This is a genomic window from Aerococcus urinaeequi, assembly GCF_001543205.1.
Lineage (GTDB): Bacteria > Bacillota > Bacilli > Lactobacillales > Aerococcaceae > Aerococcus > Aerococcus urinaeequi.
Window position 1 is genome coordinate 1332910 of record NZ_CP014162.1, and the last position, 21115, is coordinate 1354024.

A 21115-nucleotide genomic window follows, 5' to 3' on the forward strand; every position below is an offset into this window, starting at 1 on the left:
TGCCCTAGAAATCTTATTTCTAGGGCTTTTTTTCGTCACTCTGACTGGATTATTTGTTGTTTAGAGAAAGGATGAGTGAATGAAAGACTATATGCAAGAAGCACTTGACCTAGCCAAATTAGGACAGGGTTGGACAAGGTCTAATCCTATGGTTGGTGCAGTTATCGTAAAGAATAGCCAAATCATCGGTCGAGGCTATCATCAGCAGTATGGCGGTTTGCATGCGGAAAGAGAAGCCTTAAAGGATGCCAGCGAACAAGGGCATGATGTAAAAGGGGCAACTATGTACGTCACGCTGGAACCCTGCTGTTATTTTGGTAAAACACCTCCCTGTACGCAAGCTATTATCGAAGCGGGAATTGAAAAAGTGGTAGTTGCTGCAATTGATCCGAATCCATTAGTTGCTGAAAAAGGCATCCAGGAATTAAGAAACCACCATATTGAAGTAGAAACGGGTCTTTTGGCTGAAGAGAGTGAAGATCTTAACCGTAAATTCAATTACTTTATGACTCATCAACGCCCCTATGTCACCATGAAATATGCCATGACCCTAGATGGTCGAACGGCCGCCTATACTGGGGATTCCCAGTGGATAACGGACAAAATTGCACGAGAGCATGTGCATTACCAACGCCACAGTAACCAAGCCATTATGGTTGGCATAGGGACTGCGCTTGCTGATGATCCATCGTTAACAGTTCGAATTGACGACTTTGAGGGGATTAATCCTATCCGTATTGTTTGTGATACGAGCTTGAAGCTACCCTTAACCAGCCAATTAGTGAAAACAGCGAAGGAAACGCCCACAATTATTGCGACAACTAATCAGAATCCACAAGATCACCAAGCCTATCAAGCAGCTGGCTGCCAGCTATTGGTTGTGAATGTGAAGAATGACAAGGTAGATTTAGTGGATTTAACCACACAACTAGGCCAACAAGGTATTCAAAGTATTTATGTTGAAGGCGGATCAAGACTAAATGCTTCGCTACTTGAATCAGAGTTAATCGAGGAAATCCACACTTATATTGGTCCCAAAGTCATTGGTGGTTTTGACCAGTATAGTCCTATCCGTGGTTTTGGTTTTCCGCAGATGGACCAAGCGCTCACAAGTTATATCCAAGCAATCACGCCATTAGGTAAAGACCTTTTGATAGAAAGTAGGGTGGATTAAATGTTTACAGGAATTATCGAAGATATTGGCCGTATTGAAAGTATCGAGGCCATCAACAATCATGCAGGACTTCTTTTAACCATTATTTCGGAAAAAATAGTATCCGATGTCAATCTAGGTGACTCTATTAGTGTGAACGGCATTTGTCTTACCGTGACGAATTTCACTGATACTAATTTCCAAGTTGAAGTGATGCCAGAAACGATTGCGAAAACATCTTTAGAAGGAATTGCTAACAATAGACGAGTGAATCTTGAACGAGCGATGAAAGCCAGCGCGAGATTCGGTGGTCATATTGTAAGTGGCCATATTGATGGTATTGGTAAAATCACCGCAATTGAGGCGGATGGTATCGCTAATTGGTACACGGTTCAAACAAGTAAAGACCTAATGCGCTATATCATCATGAAGGGGTCTATCGCTATTGATGGTACAAGTTTAACGGTTGCTGGCGTTGAAGGAGATAGTTTCAAAGTTTCCATTATCCCCCACACGAGTGAACAAACAATTTTTTCAACCTATCAAGTAGGCACTATCGTGAATTTAGAAAATGATATTGTTGGTAAGTATATTGAGCGATTTACAGTGAAGGAGCGGGTATAGATGGATTTTTCAACAATCGAAGACGCATTAGCAGCTTTACAAGCGGGTCAAATTATCATGGTTTTGGATGATGAGAATAGAGAAAATGAAGGAGACTTAATTTGTGCAGCAGAGTTTGCAACAACAGCTAATATTAATTTTATGGCGACTCATGCTAAGGGGTTAATTTGCCAGCCAATGAGTCAGGAAGTAGCTAGTCGTTTGAATTTGTCGCCAATGGTGGATGATAATACAGACCCACATACAACCGCATTTACGGTATCCATTGACCATAAAGAGACAAGCACTGGTGTATCCGCAGTTGAGCGGGGACTCACTATGCGTGAAGCAGCAAATCCGGCTAGTCAACCCAGCGACTTTAATCGTCCGGGACATGTTTTCCCATTGGTGGCGAAAGAAAATGGTGTGTTGGAGCGAAATGGTCATACAGAAGCAACGGTTGATTTAATGAAATTAGCTGGACTGAATCCAGTGGGTGTTTGTGTAGAAATTATGCGCGAAGACGGTACGATGATGCGCCAAGCCGAATTGCTTAAGCAAGCAGAGATGTGGCAGATGCCAGTCATCACTATTAAAGGCTTACAAGACTACCGGTTAAAAACTGAGCGTCATACCCACCATGTATCACAAGCTAAAATGCCGACAAAATTTGGTGAATTTACTATCCATACTTTTATCAACGATGTAGATAATCAAGAACATGTGGCTTTGGTAAAAGGGGATGTTTCAGGTAAGGGACAGGTCCTAACGCGTTTGCATTCTGAATGTTTAACGGGAGATGTATTGGGCTCAAACCGGTGTGACTGCGGAGAACAATTACATGAGGCTTTACGGAAAATCAACGAAGCTGGCCAAGGCGTTCTCTTATATTTAAGACAGGAAGGTCGCGGTATTGGCTTAATCAATAAAATAAAAGCCTACCAGTTACAAGAAGAAGGACTGGATACTGTAGAAGCCAACCATGCCCTAGGATTCCCAGATGATTTAAGGGAATACCATACGGCTGCACAAATGTTAGGGGAACTGGGTGTGACATCCATTGACCTTATGACCAACAATCCTGATAAAATCGCACAATTAGAAGCATCGGGTATCCAAGTAGCCAACCGTGTGAGTATTGAAATGGCTGCTAATCCGGATGATGAAAACTACTTAATCACTAAAAAAGTAAAAATGGGTCATTTATTAGACTTATAAAATATGGAGGAAAATAGCATGAATATTATTCAAGGAAAATTGTTTAACGGAGAAGATATTAAAATTGGGATTGTTATTGCGCGATTCAATGATTTTCTAACTAAAAGCTTACTAAGTGGTTGTGAAGATGGGCTTACACGTTCAGGTGTTTTGACAGAAAATATCGATGTTGCTTGGGTACCGGGCGCTTATGAAATCCCGCTGACGGCTGCAACGATGGCTGAAACAGGTAAATACGATGCGATCATTACACTGGGTGCTGTGATTAGAGGGGCTACAAGTCATTTTGATGTGGTGGTTAATCAAGCGTCAAGTGGGGTATCTCAAGTGGGACTAACGCATAAATTACCGGTTATCTTTGGTGTTTTAACGGTCGAAAATATTGAACAAGCCATTGAACGCTCTGGTACTAAAGCTGGTAACCTAGGCTTTACTTATGCAACGAATGCCATTGAAATGATTAATTTATTCAAGGAAATTAAACACAAATAAGTCATTATTCAATATGAAAATATCTCTAACAGCATAAGGCTAGCTTTAATTTTCAATCATGGTAAGATGGGAGATGGGAAAATAAAGCGCATTCAATTAATTATCAAGCCTTTTTGATGATTTGCGCAAAAAGCTTAAGGAGACTTCATATGACAATACAATTTAAACAAACATTAGCGCCGGCTAAGGATAATTCTGGAAAACCTATCATTTTAAGTGACGCTACCTTCGCTCAACGCAAGGACAAAGTCCTTCAATTGATGCGAAAATATGACTTCTCATCATTGATGATTTACGCAGACAAAGAACACGGTAGTAACTTTGAATATTTAACTGGTTTTATTCCACGATTTGAAGAAGCTATCCAGGTAATCAACCAAGACGGGACGTCGACACTGATTTTAGGTAATGAGAACTACAATAAGACCAGTATGGCACGTACACAAAGCGAAGGCGTTCTTTGTCCATTCTTCTCTTTACCAAACCAACCTATGGATTTCACTAAAACTTTCGCTGACTATCTTAAAGACACTGAAGTAGATGCTTCTAAACGAATTGGTTTAGTAGATTGGAAGCTTTTGTCTAATGATATGAATAACTTCCACAACCACCATTCAGTACCAGCATTTATTGTGGATGGTGTACATGAGGTTTTTGGTGCTGATAAAGTAGTCAATGCTACCCAACTTTACATGCATCCAAAAGAGGGTGCTCGTGTGACAAACAATGCAGAGGAAATCGCTCGTTATGAATATGGTGCTTCGCTTGCTTCTGATGCTATTCTTGAAGCAATGAACCAGCTAAATATTGGTCAAAGCGAGTTAGAGGCAGGGAATCGCTTAAATCGCGATGGTCAATATCCTTCTGTTGTGACCATTGCAGCCTTTGGTGATCGTTTTAAAGACGCTAATATTTATCCCACTGATAACACGTTAAATGATGGCGATAAAGTTGCATTAACTGTAGCCTATAAAGGTGGCTTGTCTAGCCGGTCTGGCTATGCAGTGAAAGACGAAAGTCAGCTCGCAGAAAGTGATCCAGGTTACTTAGAGGAAGTCGTTTTCCCCTATTTCCAAGCCTATAAATGGTGGTTAGACAATCTGAACATTGGTACAAAAGGTGGCGATTTCTACCAAGCGTTTAGTGAGTTTTATCCGCAAGCTACTTATGGCTGGAACTTGTGCCCGGGGCATTTAGTAGCTGACGAAGAATGGCTAAGCTCACCATTTTATAAAGATTCTGATGCAACAATTCAAAGTGGCTACATCTTCCAACTAGACTTTATACCTTCACAAGCGAACCATAATGGTGTTTCAGCTGAATCGACGATAGCGGTTGCGGACGCAGCACTACGTGAAGAGATTAAGATTAAACAACCAGAACTTTGGTCAAGAATCTCTAAGCGGAAGGATTATCTAAAAGAAGCATTAGGTTTAGCGTTACCAGAACATTTATTACCATTAGCGAGTACTTTTGCCTACTATAGACCATTCTTATTAGACAAAAAAACTGCTATCTACTTTGGATAAAAAAATTCCCCTCAAGATTGGTTGCCAAACTTGAGGGATTTTTGTCTATTTTTAAGTGAATAATGACGGACTATCCATACTGAATTGCCATAAAGATGTTAATATATGTATAATATTATAAATAAATTGGAGGGTTATGCTCTTGGACGAACAGATTGAATTATTATTTACCATCGATGAAGGCTATTTAAATCCCTTAAAAGTGGCATTAACATCGATTCGCCAAAATAATCCAGGCCAAGCCATCCGTATTTGGCTGATTCATGAATCAATTACAACGCAAACTATTCGCGAATTGCAGAAGCTAACGGATTATTTACAGTTTGGTTTTGAAGCGATTAAAATTGATGGTAGTCGATGGAATAGCGCTAAAACTGAAAATAGGTACCCAAAAGAGATGTACTTCCGCCTGCTTGCGGGTGAAATATTACCTAAAGAAATGAAACATGTGATTTATTTAGATCCAGATATTTTAGTGGTTAATCCTTTATTAGATCTGTGGCAAACAGATCTAGAAGGTCATATGCTAGCAGCCGCTACACATGTTGGGTTGACGGACGTTTCTACCCGAGTAAACCAAATGCGACTTGACGTTGACCATGCATACTATAATTCTGGTGTGATGGTGATTGATTTAGATAAAGCTAGAGAAATTGTCAAATGGTCAGATATTGCGCAAATGATTGAAAAATATAACTTGCTATTAATCCTACCCGACCAGGATATCCTCAACCGATTATATGGTAAATACACTAAGGGAATTCCAGAAGAAATTTGGAATTATGATACGCGTAAATATATGCGGTATTTCACCAAAAGTCTTGCTCAACATGATATTCACTGGGTGATGAAGAATACTGCTATTCTCCATTTCTGTGGTGGGCCCAAACCATGGGACGATAAACATGATAATCGCTTTACCAGTCTTTATCTTAACTATCAAAACCAATTGAAGCGAATAGAAGAAGCGATTAAATAGTGTAGAATATATACATATTTCTATGACGGTAGATTGAATGATAGAACGTTGGGAGGATAATTTTTTGAAAAAAAGTGAATTCATCGTACAAGATCTTTTGAGTAAAATATATCAAGAAAACTTTATAAATGGTAAACTGCCCAGTCAAAGAGAACTTGCCAAAATTTATGAAGTATCCCGGTATACGATTCAATCAGTTGTAAAAATATTGGAAGATATCGGAATTGTAGAAGTGAGACATGGATCAGGAATCTATGTACGTACCGGATGGGTTAAAAATCCGCTGATCTTTAATTCTTTAACTAGAACACCGTACGAGAGAATTACATCCAAAATGTTAAGTTTAAATAGAAGATTAGCGAGTAAAGAAGAACAGCGGATTTTTCAAATTGATACGGAAGCTGAAATATGGGAATTTGAGCGTGTTCGAATTGTAAACTATAAAATAGAACAACTTGAGAAATCAAAAATGCCAGTAACATTATTTCCAGAATTAACCAAAGAAATAATTGAACACTCTATTCAAGACTATGTCGAAAAAAGTGGCTATCGAATATCTCACTTTATTACGAGTTACAATTCTGTAAGTGTAGGTAAAGAACTAGCTGAAAAATTAGTATGTAGAAAAGGTACGCCAGCAATGGAAATTATTAATAGATCTTTGTTAGAAGATGGAAAAGTATATGAGTATAGTGAAATTATATCAATTGATTATGCTGTTACTTATATTCGACCTTTTGATCGTGATGTTCACCAAACTAGAATAGATTAGAAAAAGGCTCAAGATAATAGAAGCTTATCTTGAGCCTTTTCACTATGGTGTTATAAGAGTGCCGTCTGGAATTCTGCTTTGGGTCCATTCATGAGGTCTGTATTCGACAGGAAATTGTTCTACTAATTTTTCATTAAAAGTAATGCCAATACCATCACGCTCTATTGGATAAAAGTAACCGTCTTCAGGTTCTGGTATATTTCCAAATATTTTTTTAGTATTTGGTTTAATATCAATGTTTTCTTGAATTGCTGCATTATGAAAATGAATATTTAGGTGCGTATTGACTGCTAAACCTACTGGGCTAATATCTGACGGGGTGTGCCAAGCGAGTCTAATACCCATAGCTTCACAAAAATGAGCTAACTTAATTGCCGGTGTAATACCGCCTATCTGAGAAACGTGAACTCTAAGGAAATCAATTTGACGATTAATGATTAAATCCTTCCACTCCATTGGGTTATTAAACAATTCACCTGTAGCAATAGGTGTTGTTGATTGACTGCGCAATTGGGTTAGCCATTCATTTTGATCTGGTGCTAGGATATCTTCTAAGAAAAATAGATTATATTTCTCAGCAGCCTTCGCAAATTGAATTGCTTGATTTGGATATAAACGCTCATGTACATCGTGCAAGATTTGGAATTTATTTCCATACTTATTTGTGATACTTTCAAACATTTTTAACGTAGTCTGCATGTATGATTGCTGGTCAAAGTATGATCCGACCAGTGGATTTTTAGGCGTTTCTAGATGATCGGGATTCCCACCGTAAAAACCTAATTGACATCTGATGTATTTGTACCCTTCATTTAAAAATTTATCTATTTCTTGGTAAAGTTCTTCTAAATTATCTGCAACTGCATGTGTATAAGCGGGGATTGCTGTTCTTGATTTGCCACCTAAAAGTTGATATAAAGGCATTTTTGCGTATTTTCCTTTGATATCCCAAAGTGCCATATCAACGCCTGAGATAGCATTATTAATGACTGGACCATTTCTCCAGTAAGCATTAACGTTCATCAGTTGCCATAAATCCTCTATATTGTTTGCATCCCTACCTAGTAATAAAGGTTTTAAGTTTTCGTCAATAATAGATTTTACTGCTAATGGCCTAAATTGAAATGTTGCACATCCTAGTCCATAAAGTCCTGATTCAGTTTCTACTTTCACAATTACTAAATTATGACGGTCTGGTTTTGTAATAAATGATTTTATATCGGTGATTATGTTTGGATTCATTTTTGTCACTCCCTTGTTAAGTCTATTTCAGTATAAGTAGTCATTAGATAAAAACTCAAGGGCTAAAGTAAGTGGTTTGAATTTATTAGACTATTAGCATTAAAACCAGTCCAATTTCAATAGAAAGTAATTAGATAGCTTATATATCAACGTTTTTAAAGAGAATTATGAATAAAGGACTGGTTTTACTTTATAGGTGTACCATGCTAACATCTATTTGAAAGCGGAAACATTATTGTGCGTCTATTGTGGGAGGTAGAATTATGGATTATAAGGAAACAGGCAGGTTTATAATTAAAAATGTGGGTGGAGAGTCGAATATTAACAATGTTTGGCACTGTATGACTCGATTACGTTTTGACTTAAAAGATGAAACAATGGTAAATTATGATAATTTGGAAAAAGATACCAATATTGTTGGGACTAAATACCAAAGTGATCAATTACAAATAGTCATCGGAACTGATGTAGAAAATTATTTCACAGAAATCGCGAATATATTACATATAGATTCAGGAGAAGAAAATGAGAATAAAGAGAAGAAAGGATTTATCTCTTTGTTCATGGATACGGTATCTGGTGTATTTGGGCCTATTGTACCAGCTATTGCTGGTGCAGGAATGATTAAAGGGTTAATGGCAGGATTAGTCGCACTAGAAGTCATCTCTAATCAGACAGATTCATACTTGGTAATTGATATGATTGCTAGTGGAGTGTTTACTTTCTTACCGTTTTTTGTAGCGATGTCAGCAGCAAAAATATTTAAAACTAATCAATACCTTGCTGTAGCTATTGCTGCAACTTTACAATTTCCAACGATGACCAGTGCTGTTGCTGAAGGAGCGGTTACACAGTTTAACTTGTTTGGAATAATACCTGTTCCAGTTTTTAATTATGCTGGTACAGTAATACCGATTATATTTGCTGTTTTAGCACTGAGTTATATATATAATTGGGTTGATAAAATACTTCCCAAAGTACTTAGAACAGTATTCACACCAACGATATCTCTTTTTCTTTCTGGTATTCTAACATTAACAGTAATTGGTCCAATCAGTATCTTCTTAGGTAATCTATTGGCGGATGGTGTTGCTTGGTTATTCACTATTTCACCAGTATTAGCGGGGATTATAGTCGGTGCAATTAGACCAATTTCGATATTTACTGGACTTCATCACGCTATGACACCAATTGCTTTACAAAACTTTGCTAATCAAGGGTATGATATGTTAATGCCGATGATGTTTATGGCAAATATGGCGATAACGGGTGCAACACTAGCAGTATATTTTAAAGTATCAAATAAAGAAGAAAAATCACTCGTATTATCATCTGCAATTTCAGGTCTACTTGGGATTACCGAACCAGCATTATTCGGTATACTTTCAAAATATAAAAAAGCATTTATTGCAGCTACAGTTGGAAGTTCTATAGCCTCAGCATTTATTAGTTTTTTTGGCGTAAGAATCTATGGATATATCTTATCCAGTATTTTTAGTTTACCAGCGTATATTGGAGAATATTTTGTATATGCGGTAATAGGAATTATCCTTGCGATTGCTAGCTCTTTCACCATCACCTACTTATTAATACCAAAGGCGTCCATTGATAATAAAGAAGCTAATTCAGGTAAAACAGTTGAACTATATACAGCTGTAGAAGGCAAGTATGTACCTTTAGCTGATGTGCCTGATGAGGTGTTTGCTAATAAAATGGTTGGCGATGGGTATGCAATCAGTCCTTCTGAGGGCAATATATATGCGCCAGTTACTGGTAAGATTACATCAGTCTTTTCAACAAAGCATGCTATTGGTATTACGACTGATGAAGGTATTGAAGTACTCATTCATATGGGATTAGACACAGTAAGTCTAAATGGAAATGGATTTGAAACATATGTTCAAACTGGAGATACTGTAGCTGTCGGCGATAGAATAGCTTATATGAATCTAGACTATATAAGTAGTCAAGGAAAAGAAACAGTGGTTATTGTTGTGATTACCAATATGGATAAAATTGATACGTTTACCATGAATAAAGATATTGAAGGTAATCATGAAATTGGGTCACCATTGATTTTTGCTCATGTAAATTAATTATTACATTATAAATTACTATCTGTTAATAGATTATTGAAAGTAATCTTCATTAGTTTTTTTGAAAAAAATAGTACATGTGTTTGAACTTAATAATGATCAATAAAAAAATCCCCAGAAGTAAGCGTATGTCTGCGTACTTCTGGGGATTCTTTTTTTATAGGATAAATAATCCAATTAATCGACTGATTTTAATGCTTCTAGCATATCGACGTGTTGTAGACGTTTATAAATGATATAGGCTAGAACGGCTGTAATTGATCCGATAATAACAGCTGGAACAATAAAGCTTGTCGCTGCTAATGCAGGGTTAAACATGACATCAGCAGGTGGAACGATTCGAATAATATATTGGTGGAGCAGTTCACCAATACCGAAACCTACTAGTATACCTAGGGCAGTTAAAACAATCGTTTCACGGTAAATATATAAGGTAACTTCATTATCAAAGAAACCAAGCACTTTGATAGTGGATAATTCACGCATCCGTTCAGAAACATTAATATTCGTTAGGTTATATAGGATAACGATACCTAGTAAACCAGCAACAACAATTAGAACAGTCATGATTTTATCCAACGAATGAACAATTGTATCGATTTGATTCATTAGGGTAGTGTTTTGTACTACACCGGCAACACCGTCTAATTCAATGAATTTTGCAGCTTGATTTTCTGTGTTGTTAATTGAATCATCTTTTAGGTTGACTAGATAAGCATTAGATTGGTAATCCTCACCATAAATTGTTTCATAAACTTGTGGACTAGCGAAGACAAAGTGACCAATATACATTTCTGTTATACCAGATACTTTCATTTCACGGTCTTTACCGTTCGTATCTTGAAGTGTAATTGTATCACCCACTTCAGCATCTAATAATGTAGCAAGTCGTTCAGAAATCACTACACCATCATCTGGTAAGTTTAACGTTTCTTCAGAGCCACGTTCAGTTAATTGAATATAGTCTGAAAATTCATCTATATTTTCTGGGGAAATTAAAGTGATATCTTGTGTATCGTTTTGTTTTCCACCGACAGTTGTTAACTCTTGATATGCTACTTCACCGTATTGATCAATGTCTTGAGAAGATAGTGTATCCTCAATCTCCTCATATTGTTGGTCTGAGACATAATCATTTTCTGCAACAATCATATCATAATGGATTAAATCACCAAATTGACGTTGGTTAATTTCACCGATAGATGATTGTACGCTAAGCCCTGAGAACAGTAAGGCAGTAGCACCGGCAACTCCAAAGATTGTCATTAGCATCCGTTGTTTATAACGGAAGATATTTCTTGCTGTTACTTTGTGGGTGAAGGACATGCGGTTCCAAATTGGTGTAATCCGTTCTAATAAAATCTTAGATCCAGCGCTAGGAGCTTTAGGTAAAAGCAGTTGCGCAGGTTGTTCTTGTAATTCTCTCTTCGCTACTAAGTAGGCTGGTAAAACAGCTGCTAGTAAAGCTAGAAGAATAGCAACCAAGGAAACTGCCCAGTGGAAGTGTAATTCAATGGCTGGCAAGGTATAGCTTGCACTATAAGCATTGTAAACAATATAAGGGAGTAGGGTGTGTCCTAAGATAATCCCTAAAATAGTACCGGATAAGCTGGCGGTTAAACCGTAGAAAGTAAATTTCTTAATAACGTCTTGGTCATCATAACCTAGGGCTTTCAAGGTACCTGATTTAGTCCGTTCTTCGTCTACAAAGCGTGTCATGGTAGTAAAGGTAACGAGTGCAGCAACGAAGTATAAGAAGATTGGGAAGATATTTGCTAGGGAATCTACAATATTTGAAATGGTACTGTAGATTTTATACCCATCGCTACCTGGAATCTCCCGACGACTATTTACGGAATAAGTTGGTAGGGATAAATTATCCACCATTTCTTGTGCTTCGGCTAGTTCATCTTCTTTGTCTGCTATCTCATCTTCAGCATCCGCTTTGGTTTTTGCGAATTCAGCGGCTTTATCTTCGTATTCTGCCTGACCTTTCGCAAGACTTTCTTTGGCATCTGCAATTTGGGCTTCAGCATCTGCAGATTCAGTTGCTAATTGGTCTTCTGCTTGGGCTAATTCCGCTTCTTTATCAGCTAATTCCGCTTTTGCTTGGGCTAACTTATCTACATTCGCTTGGTATTCCGCTGATTTCTTATCTAATGTCTCTACACCAGCAGTCCATTGTGCTAGACCCTCATAGTAAGTATTTAAACCGTCATTATAAGATTGGATACCGGCATTGTATTTGGATAAGCCATCTTGGTATGCCGCTTCTTTTTCTTGTAAGAGGGCTTCATTCTCGCTTAAGCTAGCAGTTGCTGCTTCAATTTGAGCTTTACCATCATCAATTTTGGCTTGATTGCTAGATAATGCAGCGTTACCATCACTTAATTGTTTGTTTGCACTATCTAATTGTGCTTTAGCACTGTTTAATTGTTCTTGGCCAGCATCTAGCTGACTTTTAGCACTTTCTAATGCTGATTTTTGTTGGTCTAACTCAGCTTGACTAGCCTCTATTTTTGCCATTCCAGGAGTGTATGTTGAATTCATGAAGGATTCATATTCACTTTGGCTAGCATCCAATTCTTCTTGTAGGTCAGCAATTTGTGCTTGTAAATCAGCAGTATCAGCTTCATTTAAATCACCTGCATCTAATTTATTTTGTAGGCTAGTGATTTGTTCTGTTAAAGCTTGGATACCCTTCTCATAATTTGCTTTTCCGTTTGCCAATTCTTGATTATTTTGATCAAGTTGATTTTGTGCGCCTTCTACTTGACTGGCTTTTGCTTCATAGTCAGCTTGTTTTTCCTCAAAAGCATTTAAGTTTTGAGTATATTCACTGTATTTGTTATCATACTCAGCTTGTTTGCTCTCAAGTGTTGCGTTTGCTTCGGCGATTTCTGCCTCAGCGCTATTTATTTGGGCTTTCTTTTCAGCTAATTGACTATAACCATTAGCAATCGCTGTTTGACCTTGATCTAATTGGCTTCTTGCGGTAGTTAACTGACTTTGACTATCATTTAATTGTTTCTTTGCTTGGTTTAATTTAGCTTTACCATCTTGGAGTTGGTTCCACTTTTCGTCTAATGTAGCTTGCCCATTAGCTAACTGCGTTTTAGCAGCATCTAATTGTGCTTGACTATCATCAATTGTAGTATGGGCATTCGCAATTTGATTGGCACCATCATTAATTTGTGCAGTGGCGTCAGCTACTTTAGTGTCTAATTGATTTTGTGCATCATCAATTTCAGCTTGACCATCAATTAATTGTTGTTTGGCATCATCTAGTTGTGCTTGTCCATCTGCCAATTTCTTCTTGGCATCATCAATTTGTTTTTGGCCATCATCAATTTCCGATTGATAATCATTTTTAATTGTTTCAAGACGATTTTCTGGTTGGTCTGCTAAGGCATCATCTAAATCATCTTTGTGAACTTGAAGTCTTTCAGTGTAAGTATCTGAATAAGGGTCGATATCAATTAAATCATCGAATCTTAATCGAGCCAGCATGTAGACATCTGAATCAAACGCAGATTCAGGAACAATCGCGTAACCTTTTAAGGCGCCAGTTCCGGCTGTAGAAGCACCTTGGTTTAGATTGGATAAAATTTCACCAGAATAAATAAAACCAACAATTTCATAGGTGTCTTCTTTTAGTACGGTATCACCAGAGGCATCCGCCTGTTCTGACAGGTCAATTTTATCACCTACTTGATATTGATCATCAAAGCTTGCATCTATCGCTATTTCATTACTTGCTTTAGGTAATTGACCTTCCACTAATTCATAATCAGAGATATCTTCTCCCATTGAGAATACGCGAATAGCTGTATGGCTATCATCAATTGTGACATCTTTTAAATAGCCATATTCAATATCTGCCAAGCCCGAGGTTTTATCCAAGATGTCAACATCATCATCATCAATACCCATTGAACCAATCACAGTGATATCAGAAACGTTTAACTCGTCAAAATAATGTTCACCAGTTGCCCGCATATCTGGTCCGGTCACTTTTAAACCAATTAAGGCAAAAGAACCTATCAACATTAACCCCATGATAGAGAAAAATCTACCTTTTGATTTAGTGATTGATTTTCGAATATCCTTCCATAACATTTTCTTTTTCATGTTTATTTGTCACCTACCATTCGATATCTGAGATATTTTCAGGTGCATCATTCACTTCAATGGATTCCACTGTAGCATTACGCATGTGAATAACTCTATCAGCAATAGGTGCAATGGCTGCATTATGGGTAACGATAACTACAGTGGCACCATTCTTGCGACTCATATCTTGTAAGATTTGTAAGACTTGTTTACCAGTTTCAAAGTCTAAAGCACCTGTTGGTTCATCACATAATAAGATTTTTGGTTTTTTAGCAACCGCTCTAGCAATAGAAACGCGTTGTTGCTCACCACCCGATAATTGTGCAGGGAAGTTATTGATTCTTTCACCTAAACCTACACCCTCTAATACCTCGATAGGATCACTCGCATCTTTAACAATTTCAGAAGCTAACTCCACATTCTCTTTTGAAGTTAAGTTAGGCACTAAATTATAAAATTGAAATACGAAACCGACATCTTCTCGGCGGTATTTGGTTAATTGCTTTTTGTTGTAAGTAGCAATGTCATTGCCGTCAATAATGACCTGACCTTCATCATTTGTGTCCATGCCTCCCAGAATATTTAGCATGGTAGATTTTCCGGCACCGGATGACCCTAAAATAATAGCTAATTCACCTTTCTCAACTGAAAAATTAACATCATTATTTGCGGTAATCACATTTTCACCCATTTGATAATATTTAGAACTATTAATGACCTCTATGTAACTCATTTTCATTTCCTTCCTTATAAATATAAAATGAATTGTTCAACTAAATGAACAACGTGTTGATTTATTTACTAAGAGAGTATATGATTAAAGTACAAGAGAATCAATAAACAAAATACTAAAAAGTGTTGATTTCTCAACACATTCTACCAATCTGTCTATTTAAAGAAAGTAGGAGTATCAATGAATCGAAAGACGGAAACCAAGGAGAAAATAAAAGCAGCCTTTATCGACCTAGTACATGAAAAAGGTTTTGAAGCGATGACAGTGAGTGATATCGCCCGTAGATGTGATATTAATCGTGGTACCTTTTACTTACATTATGTGGATAAGTATGACTTGATGAATAAACTAGAAGAAGAAGTGATGTATGATTTAGAGGCGATCATCTTAAAAGATTCGGATCAAGATCAAGATCAAGATCAAGAGGGTGAAGCTACACAATTGATTCCTTATGAAGAGATTTTAGAAGCTTTAGTCTATGTAAAAGCTGAATTTGAATTTGTAAAAGCGATTGCTAGTCCTGGTGGAGACCCCAATTTTATGCAAACCCTAAAGTCTATTATTGGACAACTTATTGATATAAAGGTGAAGCAGTCTAATCGCGTAAAATTTGAGAAAATAGATTTACCTGAAGACTATGCGATTGAAATACTTTTATCATCAATAGTGGGCATTATTACCTTATGGATCAAGAAGGATGGAAAAGAATCACCGGAAGAAATTGCGCACATGATTACTAAAGCGAAACTATTGTCGCCATATGAACTGCTAATGTAGAAATATATACGGGATAAAGGATTGATCGCCGTTTTTAATGGATATCTATCCTTTTTCGATGATATAAAAAAATAAAGCCAGTAAACCATGATGAACATGATTACTGACTTTATGTCATTTTTCTAACACATATGTTTTCTAAAGAAATCAAGTTGGTCAAGGTTACAGTCTTTTGCAACACTGGATTTTTGATCAATATGAAATACATGATTTAGTTCAGAACCATCAGTGTTTCTATAGATTTTAAAGTAGACTTCATTCCCTTTAGAAATTAAAAATTGGCCAAATTGGATAGCAGTTTCTTTTAGGAAATCATGGCTTGATGTCATGACAAAAGCAGGTGGAAAGTTGGTGGTGATGTATTGTTCAACGGGTAACTGAGCTTTGAGTTGATCAGCCATTTTTCCATCGAGGTAATAAGGAAAATCATCAGCGGAACCGATATTATTGCCGATGTAATAGGCACCACAATTTAAACCAACAGCGTTAAATTGGATGTTAGGTACTTGAAAGTCAAACAAATTTTGATAATCAGGATTTGAAGCAATTGTAGCGTACTGTTGAGTGAGTTGACCACCTGCAGAATCGCCCAATAAAAATAAATTATCTAAATCGATGTAGTATTCTTCGCTATTTGCAGTCATCCATTGTAGCACTCGGTTGATATCTTCAAGTGGTGCTGGGTAAGTATAGTCTGGTGCGAGACGGTAATTGAAATTAATTACCGTAAAGCCTTGCGTAGCTAAAAACATGGTATAAAAACGGTAAAGTTCCTTATCGCCGTAAAAGAACCCACCCCCATGAATATGAATTAAGGTTGGTAATTTTTGACTTGTGCCAATTGGATAGTAAACATCCAAAGTATTCTCAATACCATGAGGACCATAAGAAATATCACGAAACTTCTCAATTGATGTAGGTTCAACTAGACCTGCATCTCTTTTAGCATCGACTTCTTTAAGTTCTATACGCATTTTTTCAATATCGATTTCCATGAGGCATAACTCCTTCTACTTTAATTTCATTTCGTTTAATCGAAACTGTTTTAATTGTCAGTAAGATAAATAATAATAGAAAACCTGCACCAGCAATGATCATACTAAAGGCGGGATCATAGTTATTAAAGAAAGCTGCAATTGCGTTTAGTAGTATTGGGGAACAGAAGACACCAATGTTAATTGCAATTAACAAAAGTGTGTAAGAAATGTTTATGGCATTCTTAGGTGCAATTTCAGCTGTCCAAGTATAAATGTAGGGTACGCTAAGACCAAATCCAATACCAGTCATTAAGACACCTGCAATTAGAACTGGCAGATTCGGAGCAGTAGAAAGGATGATGAAGCCACAAGTTAGAGTTAGTAAACCAATGGGTAGGATAATCCTGTTCACTTTCTTGTAGAAAGCCCCGTATAAGATACCAACTGGCAAACCAACTAGGGTATAACTAATTTCAAAGGACCGGTGCCAATGTCTAGGGATATAAGTCACATTGTTGGGATTGGTATGGTGAATAATTTTAAAGGGCAAGGAGCCATCAGTTAAATCGATAATTTTATGAAGGAACAAAGAAAATCACCTCTTCTAAAGGATAAAAATCTTGGGCTATCGGAGTGCAGTTTGTCGTTCACTGGCTGTAAATATTATGGCTATAATAACGCAAGCGGTAAGAATTGTATAGGTATAAAATAGCAAATACAATTTCCAATAGATACTAGATTCTTGAAAAATGAACATACCTTTGATGCAAATGTCATGAAAAAAATATTTTTCTTAAAATGGGGGGATCACCCAAATAATGAAAATACGCGCTTCGATAGCCTGGTTGCTAGGGTAGAGAAGTATAGCCCTTTTCCCAAAAATACAACATTCCAATTTTTAAGGCACGATTGAAGTGTACACCACTTGACAAATTATTAGGGTACAATGTATGATTAGACCATCAAATGAAAAGGCTACCATTTTTAATGGTAAATAGCAGAATTATATTAGAGGAGAAAACAAAGTATGGCAGATAAAAATAAAGAAACTGCAAAATTTGTAATGGACCACATAGGTGGTCAAAGTAATGTAAACTCCCTAGTTCACTGTGCGACACGTTTAAGATTTCAATTAAAAGACGAGTCAATCGTGGATGAGGAAGCATTAAAAAATAATCCAAATATTTTGACCGCACAGGCAAAGGGTGGCCAATATCAAGTGGTTATCGGTAATAATGTAGCAAAGGTTTATGCAGAAATTGTCAATAATACAGATGTTCAAGCAGGTGGCACAACAGATGCTGATCCGGCAGAAACTGCCACGGACAATAAACAAGAAAAGAAACAAAAGAATCCTGTTTCAGTAGTATTTGAATATATTTCAGGAACCTTTTCACCGCTAATTCCAGCCCTTGCAGGTGCAGGTATGGTGAAGGCCTTACTAGCCATTTTAGAATTATTCCCGGCTTGGGATGCAACGAGTACAACAGGTTCAGTTTTGCAAGCGGCTTCAAATGGGTTATTCTACTTCTTCCCAATCTTTGTAGCCATTTCAGCTGGTAAATACTTCAAGGTAAATCCTTGGGTGGCTGGTGTAATTGGTGCATCCTTATTGGATCCAAACTTTACTGGTCTAGCCGAAGCGGGTGGAAACCTAAACTTTATGGGCATACCATTATTAATTTCGGACTATTCTCAAACAGTGTTCCCAATGTTGGTAGCGATTGCAATATATGCACCACTTGAACGATTCTTGAAGAAATACATTCCAGATACGATTCAGTTATTCGCTGTCCCAATGATTTCAATCCTTGTGATGGTGCCGCTAACTGCTTTAGCATTTGGACCATTCTCGCAATTCTTCTCGGGTTTAATTGCAAGCGGTTTACTATGGTTACTAGACTTCTCATCTCTGCTAACCGGTATGGTGATGGCTGCGGCTTGGCCCTTCTTAGTTATCCTGGGTGTGCATTGGGGGATTACACCAATCTCATTGGATAACTTAACACGTGGTGGTGACCCATTAAATGCTATGGCAGCGGGTGCGACTTTTGCCCAAATGGGAATCGCTTTTGGGGTCTTCCTACGTTACCGTAAAAACCAAAACTTGAGTTCATTATCACTTTCAGCAACCATTTCAGGTGTCCTAGCAGGGGTTACCGAACCGATTTTATACGGGATTATCTTACGTTATAAACGAGTCATTCCAATTCTTGTGGTTTCATCAGCAGTTGGTGGGGGAATCTTAGGGGCATTAGGTACAGAAATGACTTCATACGCCTTCAACTCAGTCCTTACCATTCCAGCTTACGCACCGATTCCACAATATGTTATTGGGATTTCAGCAGCCTTCCTAACAGGTACTATCTTAACCTTCATCTTCGGTTTAGGCGATGATGTGGATGGCGACACTAAAGGCGATAGTAATACTACTGAAGATTCTCAATCTTCTGCCAAAACGTCAACACTCACCCAAGCTGGCGACCAAGAAACATTAATTAAACCTCTAAAAGGGACAAGCTTAGCCTTAGACCAAGTGGACGATCCAGTATTTTCATCAGGCGCAATGGGTCAAGGGGTAGCCGTTGAACCAAGCGAAGGGATCTTAGTAGCCCCAGCTGACGGGGAAATTAACCTATTAGCCGCTACCAAACATGCAGTGGGTTTAAAAACAGCCCAAGGCGCTGAACTTTTGATGCATGTTGGATTAGACACTGTTGAATTAGAAGGTAAACCTTTCCATGCGAAAGTTGCAGTTGGCGACCAAGTTAAACAAGGGGATACGTTACTTGAAATTGATTTAGCAGCAATAAAAGCGGCTGGAAAAGCCACAACAACGCCTGTCATTGTGACAAATGCGGGAGACTATACTGAAGTAAAAATGCATAACGATGCTGAAGATGGTCAAACTTTGATTCAATTAACCAAATAAATTTATAAAGGAGTTTATCAATCATGGCAAAATTACCAAAAGATTTCTTATGGGGTGGCGCAATCGCTGCTCATCAAGCTGAAGGTGGCTGGAATGCTGACGGCAAAGGCCCAAGTGTTGCCGACGTAATGACTGCTGGTGGCCCTAACCAACCACGTGAAATTACAAAAACAGTTGAAGAAGATAAATACTATCCTAACCATGAAGCAGTTGACTTATATGGTCACTACAAAGAAGATGTGAAGCTATTTGCTGAAATGGGCTTAAAAGCTTTCCGTACATCTATTAACTGGACACGTATTTTCCCTAATGGAGATGACGCAGAACCAAATGAAGCAGGTTTACAATTCTACGATGATTTCTTTGATGAATTATTAAAATATGATATCGAACCAGTCATTACAGTAACGCATTTTGAGATGCCATTGAATTTAGCCCAAAATTACGGTGGTTTTAAAAACCGTGAAGTAGTTGACCACTTTGTACGATTTGCTGAAACTGTCTTTGAACGCTATAAAGATAAAGTGAAATACTGGATGACTTTCAACGAAATCAACAATATGATGGATTATTCAAATCCTGTATTCTTGTGGACAAATGCAGGTGTGACTGTTGAAGAGGGTGAAAATCCTGAACAAGTCATGTATCAAGCAGCCCACCATACTTTAATTGCCTCAGCTTTAGCTGTTGCAGCAGGTAAAAAAATTAATCCTGATTTTGAAATTGGTGCGATGGTTTCACACGTGCCAGTTTATCCAAAAACTGGTGATCCAGCCAACGTCTTCTTAGCTGAAGAAACTATGCGCATGCGTTACTTCTTCCCAGATGTGCAAGTGCGCGGGTACTATCCAAATTATTCATTAAAGGAATTTGAACGTAACGGTATTGAAATTCCATTCTTAGATGGTGATGAAGAAATTCTGAAAAATGGTAAAGTTGATTACTTAGGTTTCTCTTATTATATGTCAACGATGGTGGATAAAGATGAGCCAATCAAGGCATCTAACAAAGTCCACGGTGGTGTACCGCATGAAGTTGAGAACGAATATATCGAACGCTCAGACTGGGGTTGGGCGATCGACCCAATCGGTTTACGTTATACCCTAAATCGCTTCTACGACCGTTACCAAGTGCCATTATTTATCGTGGAAAATGGCTTGGGACTTGTAGATGAGTTTGACGCTGACGGTCAGATCCATGACCAAGCAAGGATTGCTTACTTACGTGACCACATTGAACAAATCAAATTAGCTGTTGACGAAGACGGCGTTGATTTAATGGGTTACACACCGTGGGGCGTGATTGATATCGTATCCTTTACAACAGGAGAAATGAAAAAACGTTATGGTATGATTTATGTAGACCGCGATAATGAAGGTAACGGAACGCTAGAGCGTTCTAAAAAAGCTTCATTTGATTGGTTCCGTAAAGCAATTGACTCAGACGGAGAAGACTTAGCTTAATCATTACAATAATAAAAGACGAAATGCACTTTTGTC

At 37.6% G+C, this 21115-nt stretch carries 16 protein-coding genes; 11 read left to right on the forward strand and 5 right to left on the reverse strand.

Translation table 11 applies throughout. The features are described from left to right. Window positions 1–79 precede the first annotated feature (79 nt). The 7 genes from ribD to AWM74_RS06095 all read left to right on the forward strand — a co-directional run bounded on the left by ribD (window position 80) and on the right by AWM74_RS06095 (window position 6746). Entirely contained in the window at window positions 80–1174 is a 1095-nt protein-coding gene (ribD, locus tag AWM74_RS06065; protein ID WP_026465767.1) for a bifunctional diaminohydroxyphosphoribosylaminopyrimidine deaminase/5-amino-6-(5-phosphoribosylamino)uracil reductase RibD, read from the forward strand. Beyond that, a complete protein-coding gene (locus AWM74_RS06070) occupies window positions 1175–1777 on the forward strand; it encodes a riboflavin synthase (RefSeq protein WP_026465766.1) in 603 nt (200 codons plus the stop codon). After that, window positions 1778–2974 (forward strand): bifunctional 3,4-dihydroxy-2-butanone-4-phosphate synthase/GTP cyclohydrolase II, encoded by a 1197-nt coding sequence (locus tag AWM74_RS06075; protein ID WP_026465765.1) that lies wholly within the window; start codon window positions 1778–1780, stop codon window positions 2972–2974. Window positions 2975–2992: 18 nt separating this feature from the next. Further along, window positions 2993–3466, forward strand: coding sequence for a 6,7-dimethyl-8-ribityllumazine synthase (gene ribH / locus AWM74_RS06080; protein ID WP_026465764.1), 474 nt, complete (start codon window positions 2993–2995; stop codon window positions 3464–3466). Between the two features lie 149 nt (window positions 3467–3615). Next, on the forward strand, window positions 3616–4995 hold the full coding sequence (locus tag AWM74_RS06085) for a M24 family metallopeptidase (RefSeq protein ID WP_026465763.1): 1380 nt from the start codon (window positions 3616–3618) through the stop codon (window positions 4993–4995). 136 nt (window positions 4996–5131) lie between these two features. Continuing rightward, on the forward strand, window positions 5132–5974 hold the full coding sequence (locus AWM74_RS06090) for a glycosyltransferase family 8 protein (RefSeq protein WP_051218204.1): 843 nt from the start codon (window positions 5132–5134) through the stop codon (window positions 5972–5974). A gap of 64 nt (window positions 5975–6038) precedes the next feature. After that, window positions 6039–6746, forward strand: coding sequence for a GntR family transcriptional regulator (locus tag AWM74_RS06095; protein WP_026465761.1), 708 nt, complete (start codon window positions 6039–6041; stop codon window positions 6744–6746). A gap of 42 nt (window positions 6747–6788) precedes the next feature. Here AWM74_RS06095 and AWM74_RS06100 read toward each other — a convergent pair whose 3' ends face one another. Next, window positions 6789–7988, reverse strand: a complete 1200-nt coding sequence (locus AWM74_RS06100) for an enolase C-terminal domain-like protein (protein WP_026465760.1) — start codon at window positions 7986–7988, stop codon at window positions 6789–6791. Window positions 7989–8251: 263 nt separating this feature from the next. Here AWM74_RS06100 and AWM74_RS06105 point away from each other — a divergent pair, with 263 nt between their 5' ends. Beyond that, complete coding sequence (locus tag AWM74_RS06105; protein ID WP_026465759.1) at window positions 8252–10084, forward strand: glucose PTS transporter subunit IIA; 1833 nt, start codon at window positions 8252–8254, stop codon at window positions 10082–10084. A gap of 177 nt (window positions 10085–10261) precedes the next feature. Here AWM74_RS06105 and AWM74_RS06110 read toward each other — a convergent pair whose 3' ends face one another. Both AWM74_RS06110 and AWM74_RS06115 read right to left on the reverse strand, forming a co-directional pair. Next, the gene (locus AWM74_RS06110; RefSeq protein ID WP_026465758.1) at window positions 10262–14215 is read right to left on the reverse strand and encodes an FtsX-like permease family protein; all 3954 of its coding nucleotides are present in this window, start codon (window positions 14213–14215) and stop codon (window positions 10262–10264) included. A gap of 13 nt (window positions 14216–14228) precedes the next feature. Next, window positions 14229–14930 (reverse strand): ABC transporter ATP-binding protein, encoded by a 702-nt coding sequence (locus tag AWM74_RS06115; RefSeq protein WP_026465757.1) that lies wholly within the window; start codon window positions 14928–14930, stop codon window positions 14229–14231. A gap of 180 nt (window positions 14931–15110) precedes the next feature. Here AWM74_RS06115 and AWM74_RS06120 point away from each other — a divergent pair, with 180 nt between their 5' ends. After that, a complete protein-coding gene (locus AWM74_RS06120) occupies window positions 15111–15707 on the forward strand; it encodes a TetR/AcrR family transcriptional regulator (protein ID WP_026465756.1) in 597 nt (198 codons plus the stop codon). Between the two features lie 122 nt (window positions 15708–15829). On the opposite strand, the gene AWM74_RS06125 is transcribed toward AWM74_RS06120, so the two are convergent. Both AWM74_RS06125 and AWM74_RS06130 read right to left on the reverse strand, forming a co-directional pair. Continuing rightward, window positions 15830–16702, reverse strand: coding sequence for an alpha/beta hydrolase (locus AWM74_RS06125; protein ID WP_026465755.1), 873 nt, complete (start codon window positions 16700–16702; stop codon window positions 15830–15832). Further along, on the reverse strand, window positions 16686–17273 hold the full coding sequence (locus AWM74_RS06130; protein ID WP_026465754.1) for an MFS transporter: 588 nt from the start codon (window positions 17271–17273) through the stop codon (window positions 16686–16688). The genes AWM74_RS06125 and AWM74_RS06130 overlap by 17 nt, the downstream gene beginning before the upstream one ends. A gap of 438 nt (window positions 17274–17711) precedes the next feature. Here AWM74_RS06130 and AWM74_RS06135 point away from each other — a divergent pair, with 438 nt between their 5' ends. Both AWM74_RS06135 and AWM74_RS06140 read left to right on the forward strand, forming a co-directional pair. Then, window positions 17712–19616 carry a beta-glucoside-specific PTS transporter subunit IIABC gene (locus AWM74_RS06135; RefSeq protein WP_026465753.1) on the forward strand — a complete coding sequence of 635 codons (1905 nt, stop codon included), beginning with the start codon at window positions 17712–17714 and terminating at the stop codon, window positions 19614–19616. 23 nt (window positions 19617–19639) lie between these two features. Next, a complete protein-coding gene (locus AWM74_RS06140) occupies window positions 19640–21079 on the forward strand; it encodes a 6-phospho-beta-glucosidase (protein WP_026465752.1) in 1440 nt (479 codons plus the stop codon). The last annotated feature ends 36 nt before the right edge of the window (window positions 21080–21115 follow it).

What these genes read in the sequence shown, in the direction of transcription:
- AWM74_RS06090 (WP_051218204.1), top strand. Translation starts at nt 5,132, where the DNA reads ATGCTCTTGGACGAACAGATTGAATTATTATTTACCATCGATGAAGGC.
- AWM74_RS06110 (WP_026465758.1), bottom strand. Translation starts at nt 14,215, where the DNA reads ATGAAAAAGAAAATGTTATGGAAGGATATTCGAAAATCAATCACTAAA.
- AWM74_RS06075 (WP_026465765.1), top strand. Translation starts at nt 1,778, where the DNA reads ATGGATTTTTCAACAATCGAAGACGCATTAGCAGCTTTACAAGCGGGT.
- ribH (WP_026465764.1), top strand. Translation starts at nt 2,993, where the DNA reads ATGAATATTATTCAAGGAAAATTGTTTAACGGAGAAGATATTAAAATT.
- AWM74_RS06105 (WP_026465759.1), top strand. Translation starts at nt 8,252, where the DNA reads ATGGATTATAAGGAAACAGGCAGGTTTATAATTAAAAATGTGGGTGGA.
- AWM74_RS06125 (WP_026465755.1), bottom strand. Translation starts at nt 16,702, where the DNA reads ATGGAAATCGATATTGAAAAAATGCGTATAGAACTTAAAGAAGTCGAT.
- AWM74_RS06100 (WP_026465760.1), bottom strand. Translation starts at nt 7,988, where the DNA reads ATGAATCCAAACATAATCACCGATATAAAATCATTTATTACAAAACCA.
- AWM74_RS06140 (WP_026465752.1), top strand. Translation starts at nt 19,640, where the DNA reads ATGGCAAAATTACCAAAAGATTTCTTATGGGGTGGCGCAATCGCTGCT.
- AWM74_RS06120 (WP_026465756.1), top strand. Translation starts at nt 15,111, where the DNA reads ATGAATCGAAAGACGGAAACCAAGGAGAAAATAAAAGCAGCCTTTATC.
- AWM74_RS06135 (WP_026465753.1), top strand. Translation starts at nt 17,712, where the DNA reads ATGGCAGATAAAAATAAAGAAACTGCAAAATTTGTAATGGACCACATA.
- AWM74_RS06070 (WP_026465766.1), top strand. Translation starts at nt 1,175, where the DNA reads ATGTTTACAGGAATTATCGAAGATATTGGCCGTATTGAAAGTATCGAG.
- AWM74_RS06085 (WP_026465763.1), top strand. Translation starts at nt 3,616, where the DNA reads ATGACAATACAATTTAAACAAACATTAGCGCCGGCTAAGGATAATTCT.
- AWM74_RS06115 (WP_026465757.1), bottom strand. Translation starts at nt 14,930, where the DNA reads ATGAGTTACATAGAGGTCATTAATAGTTCTAAATATTATCAAATGGGT.
- ribD (WP_026465767.1), top strand. Translation starts at nt 80, where the DNA reads ATGAAAGACTATATGCAAGAAGCACTTGACCTAGCCAAATTAGGACAG.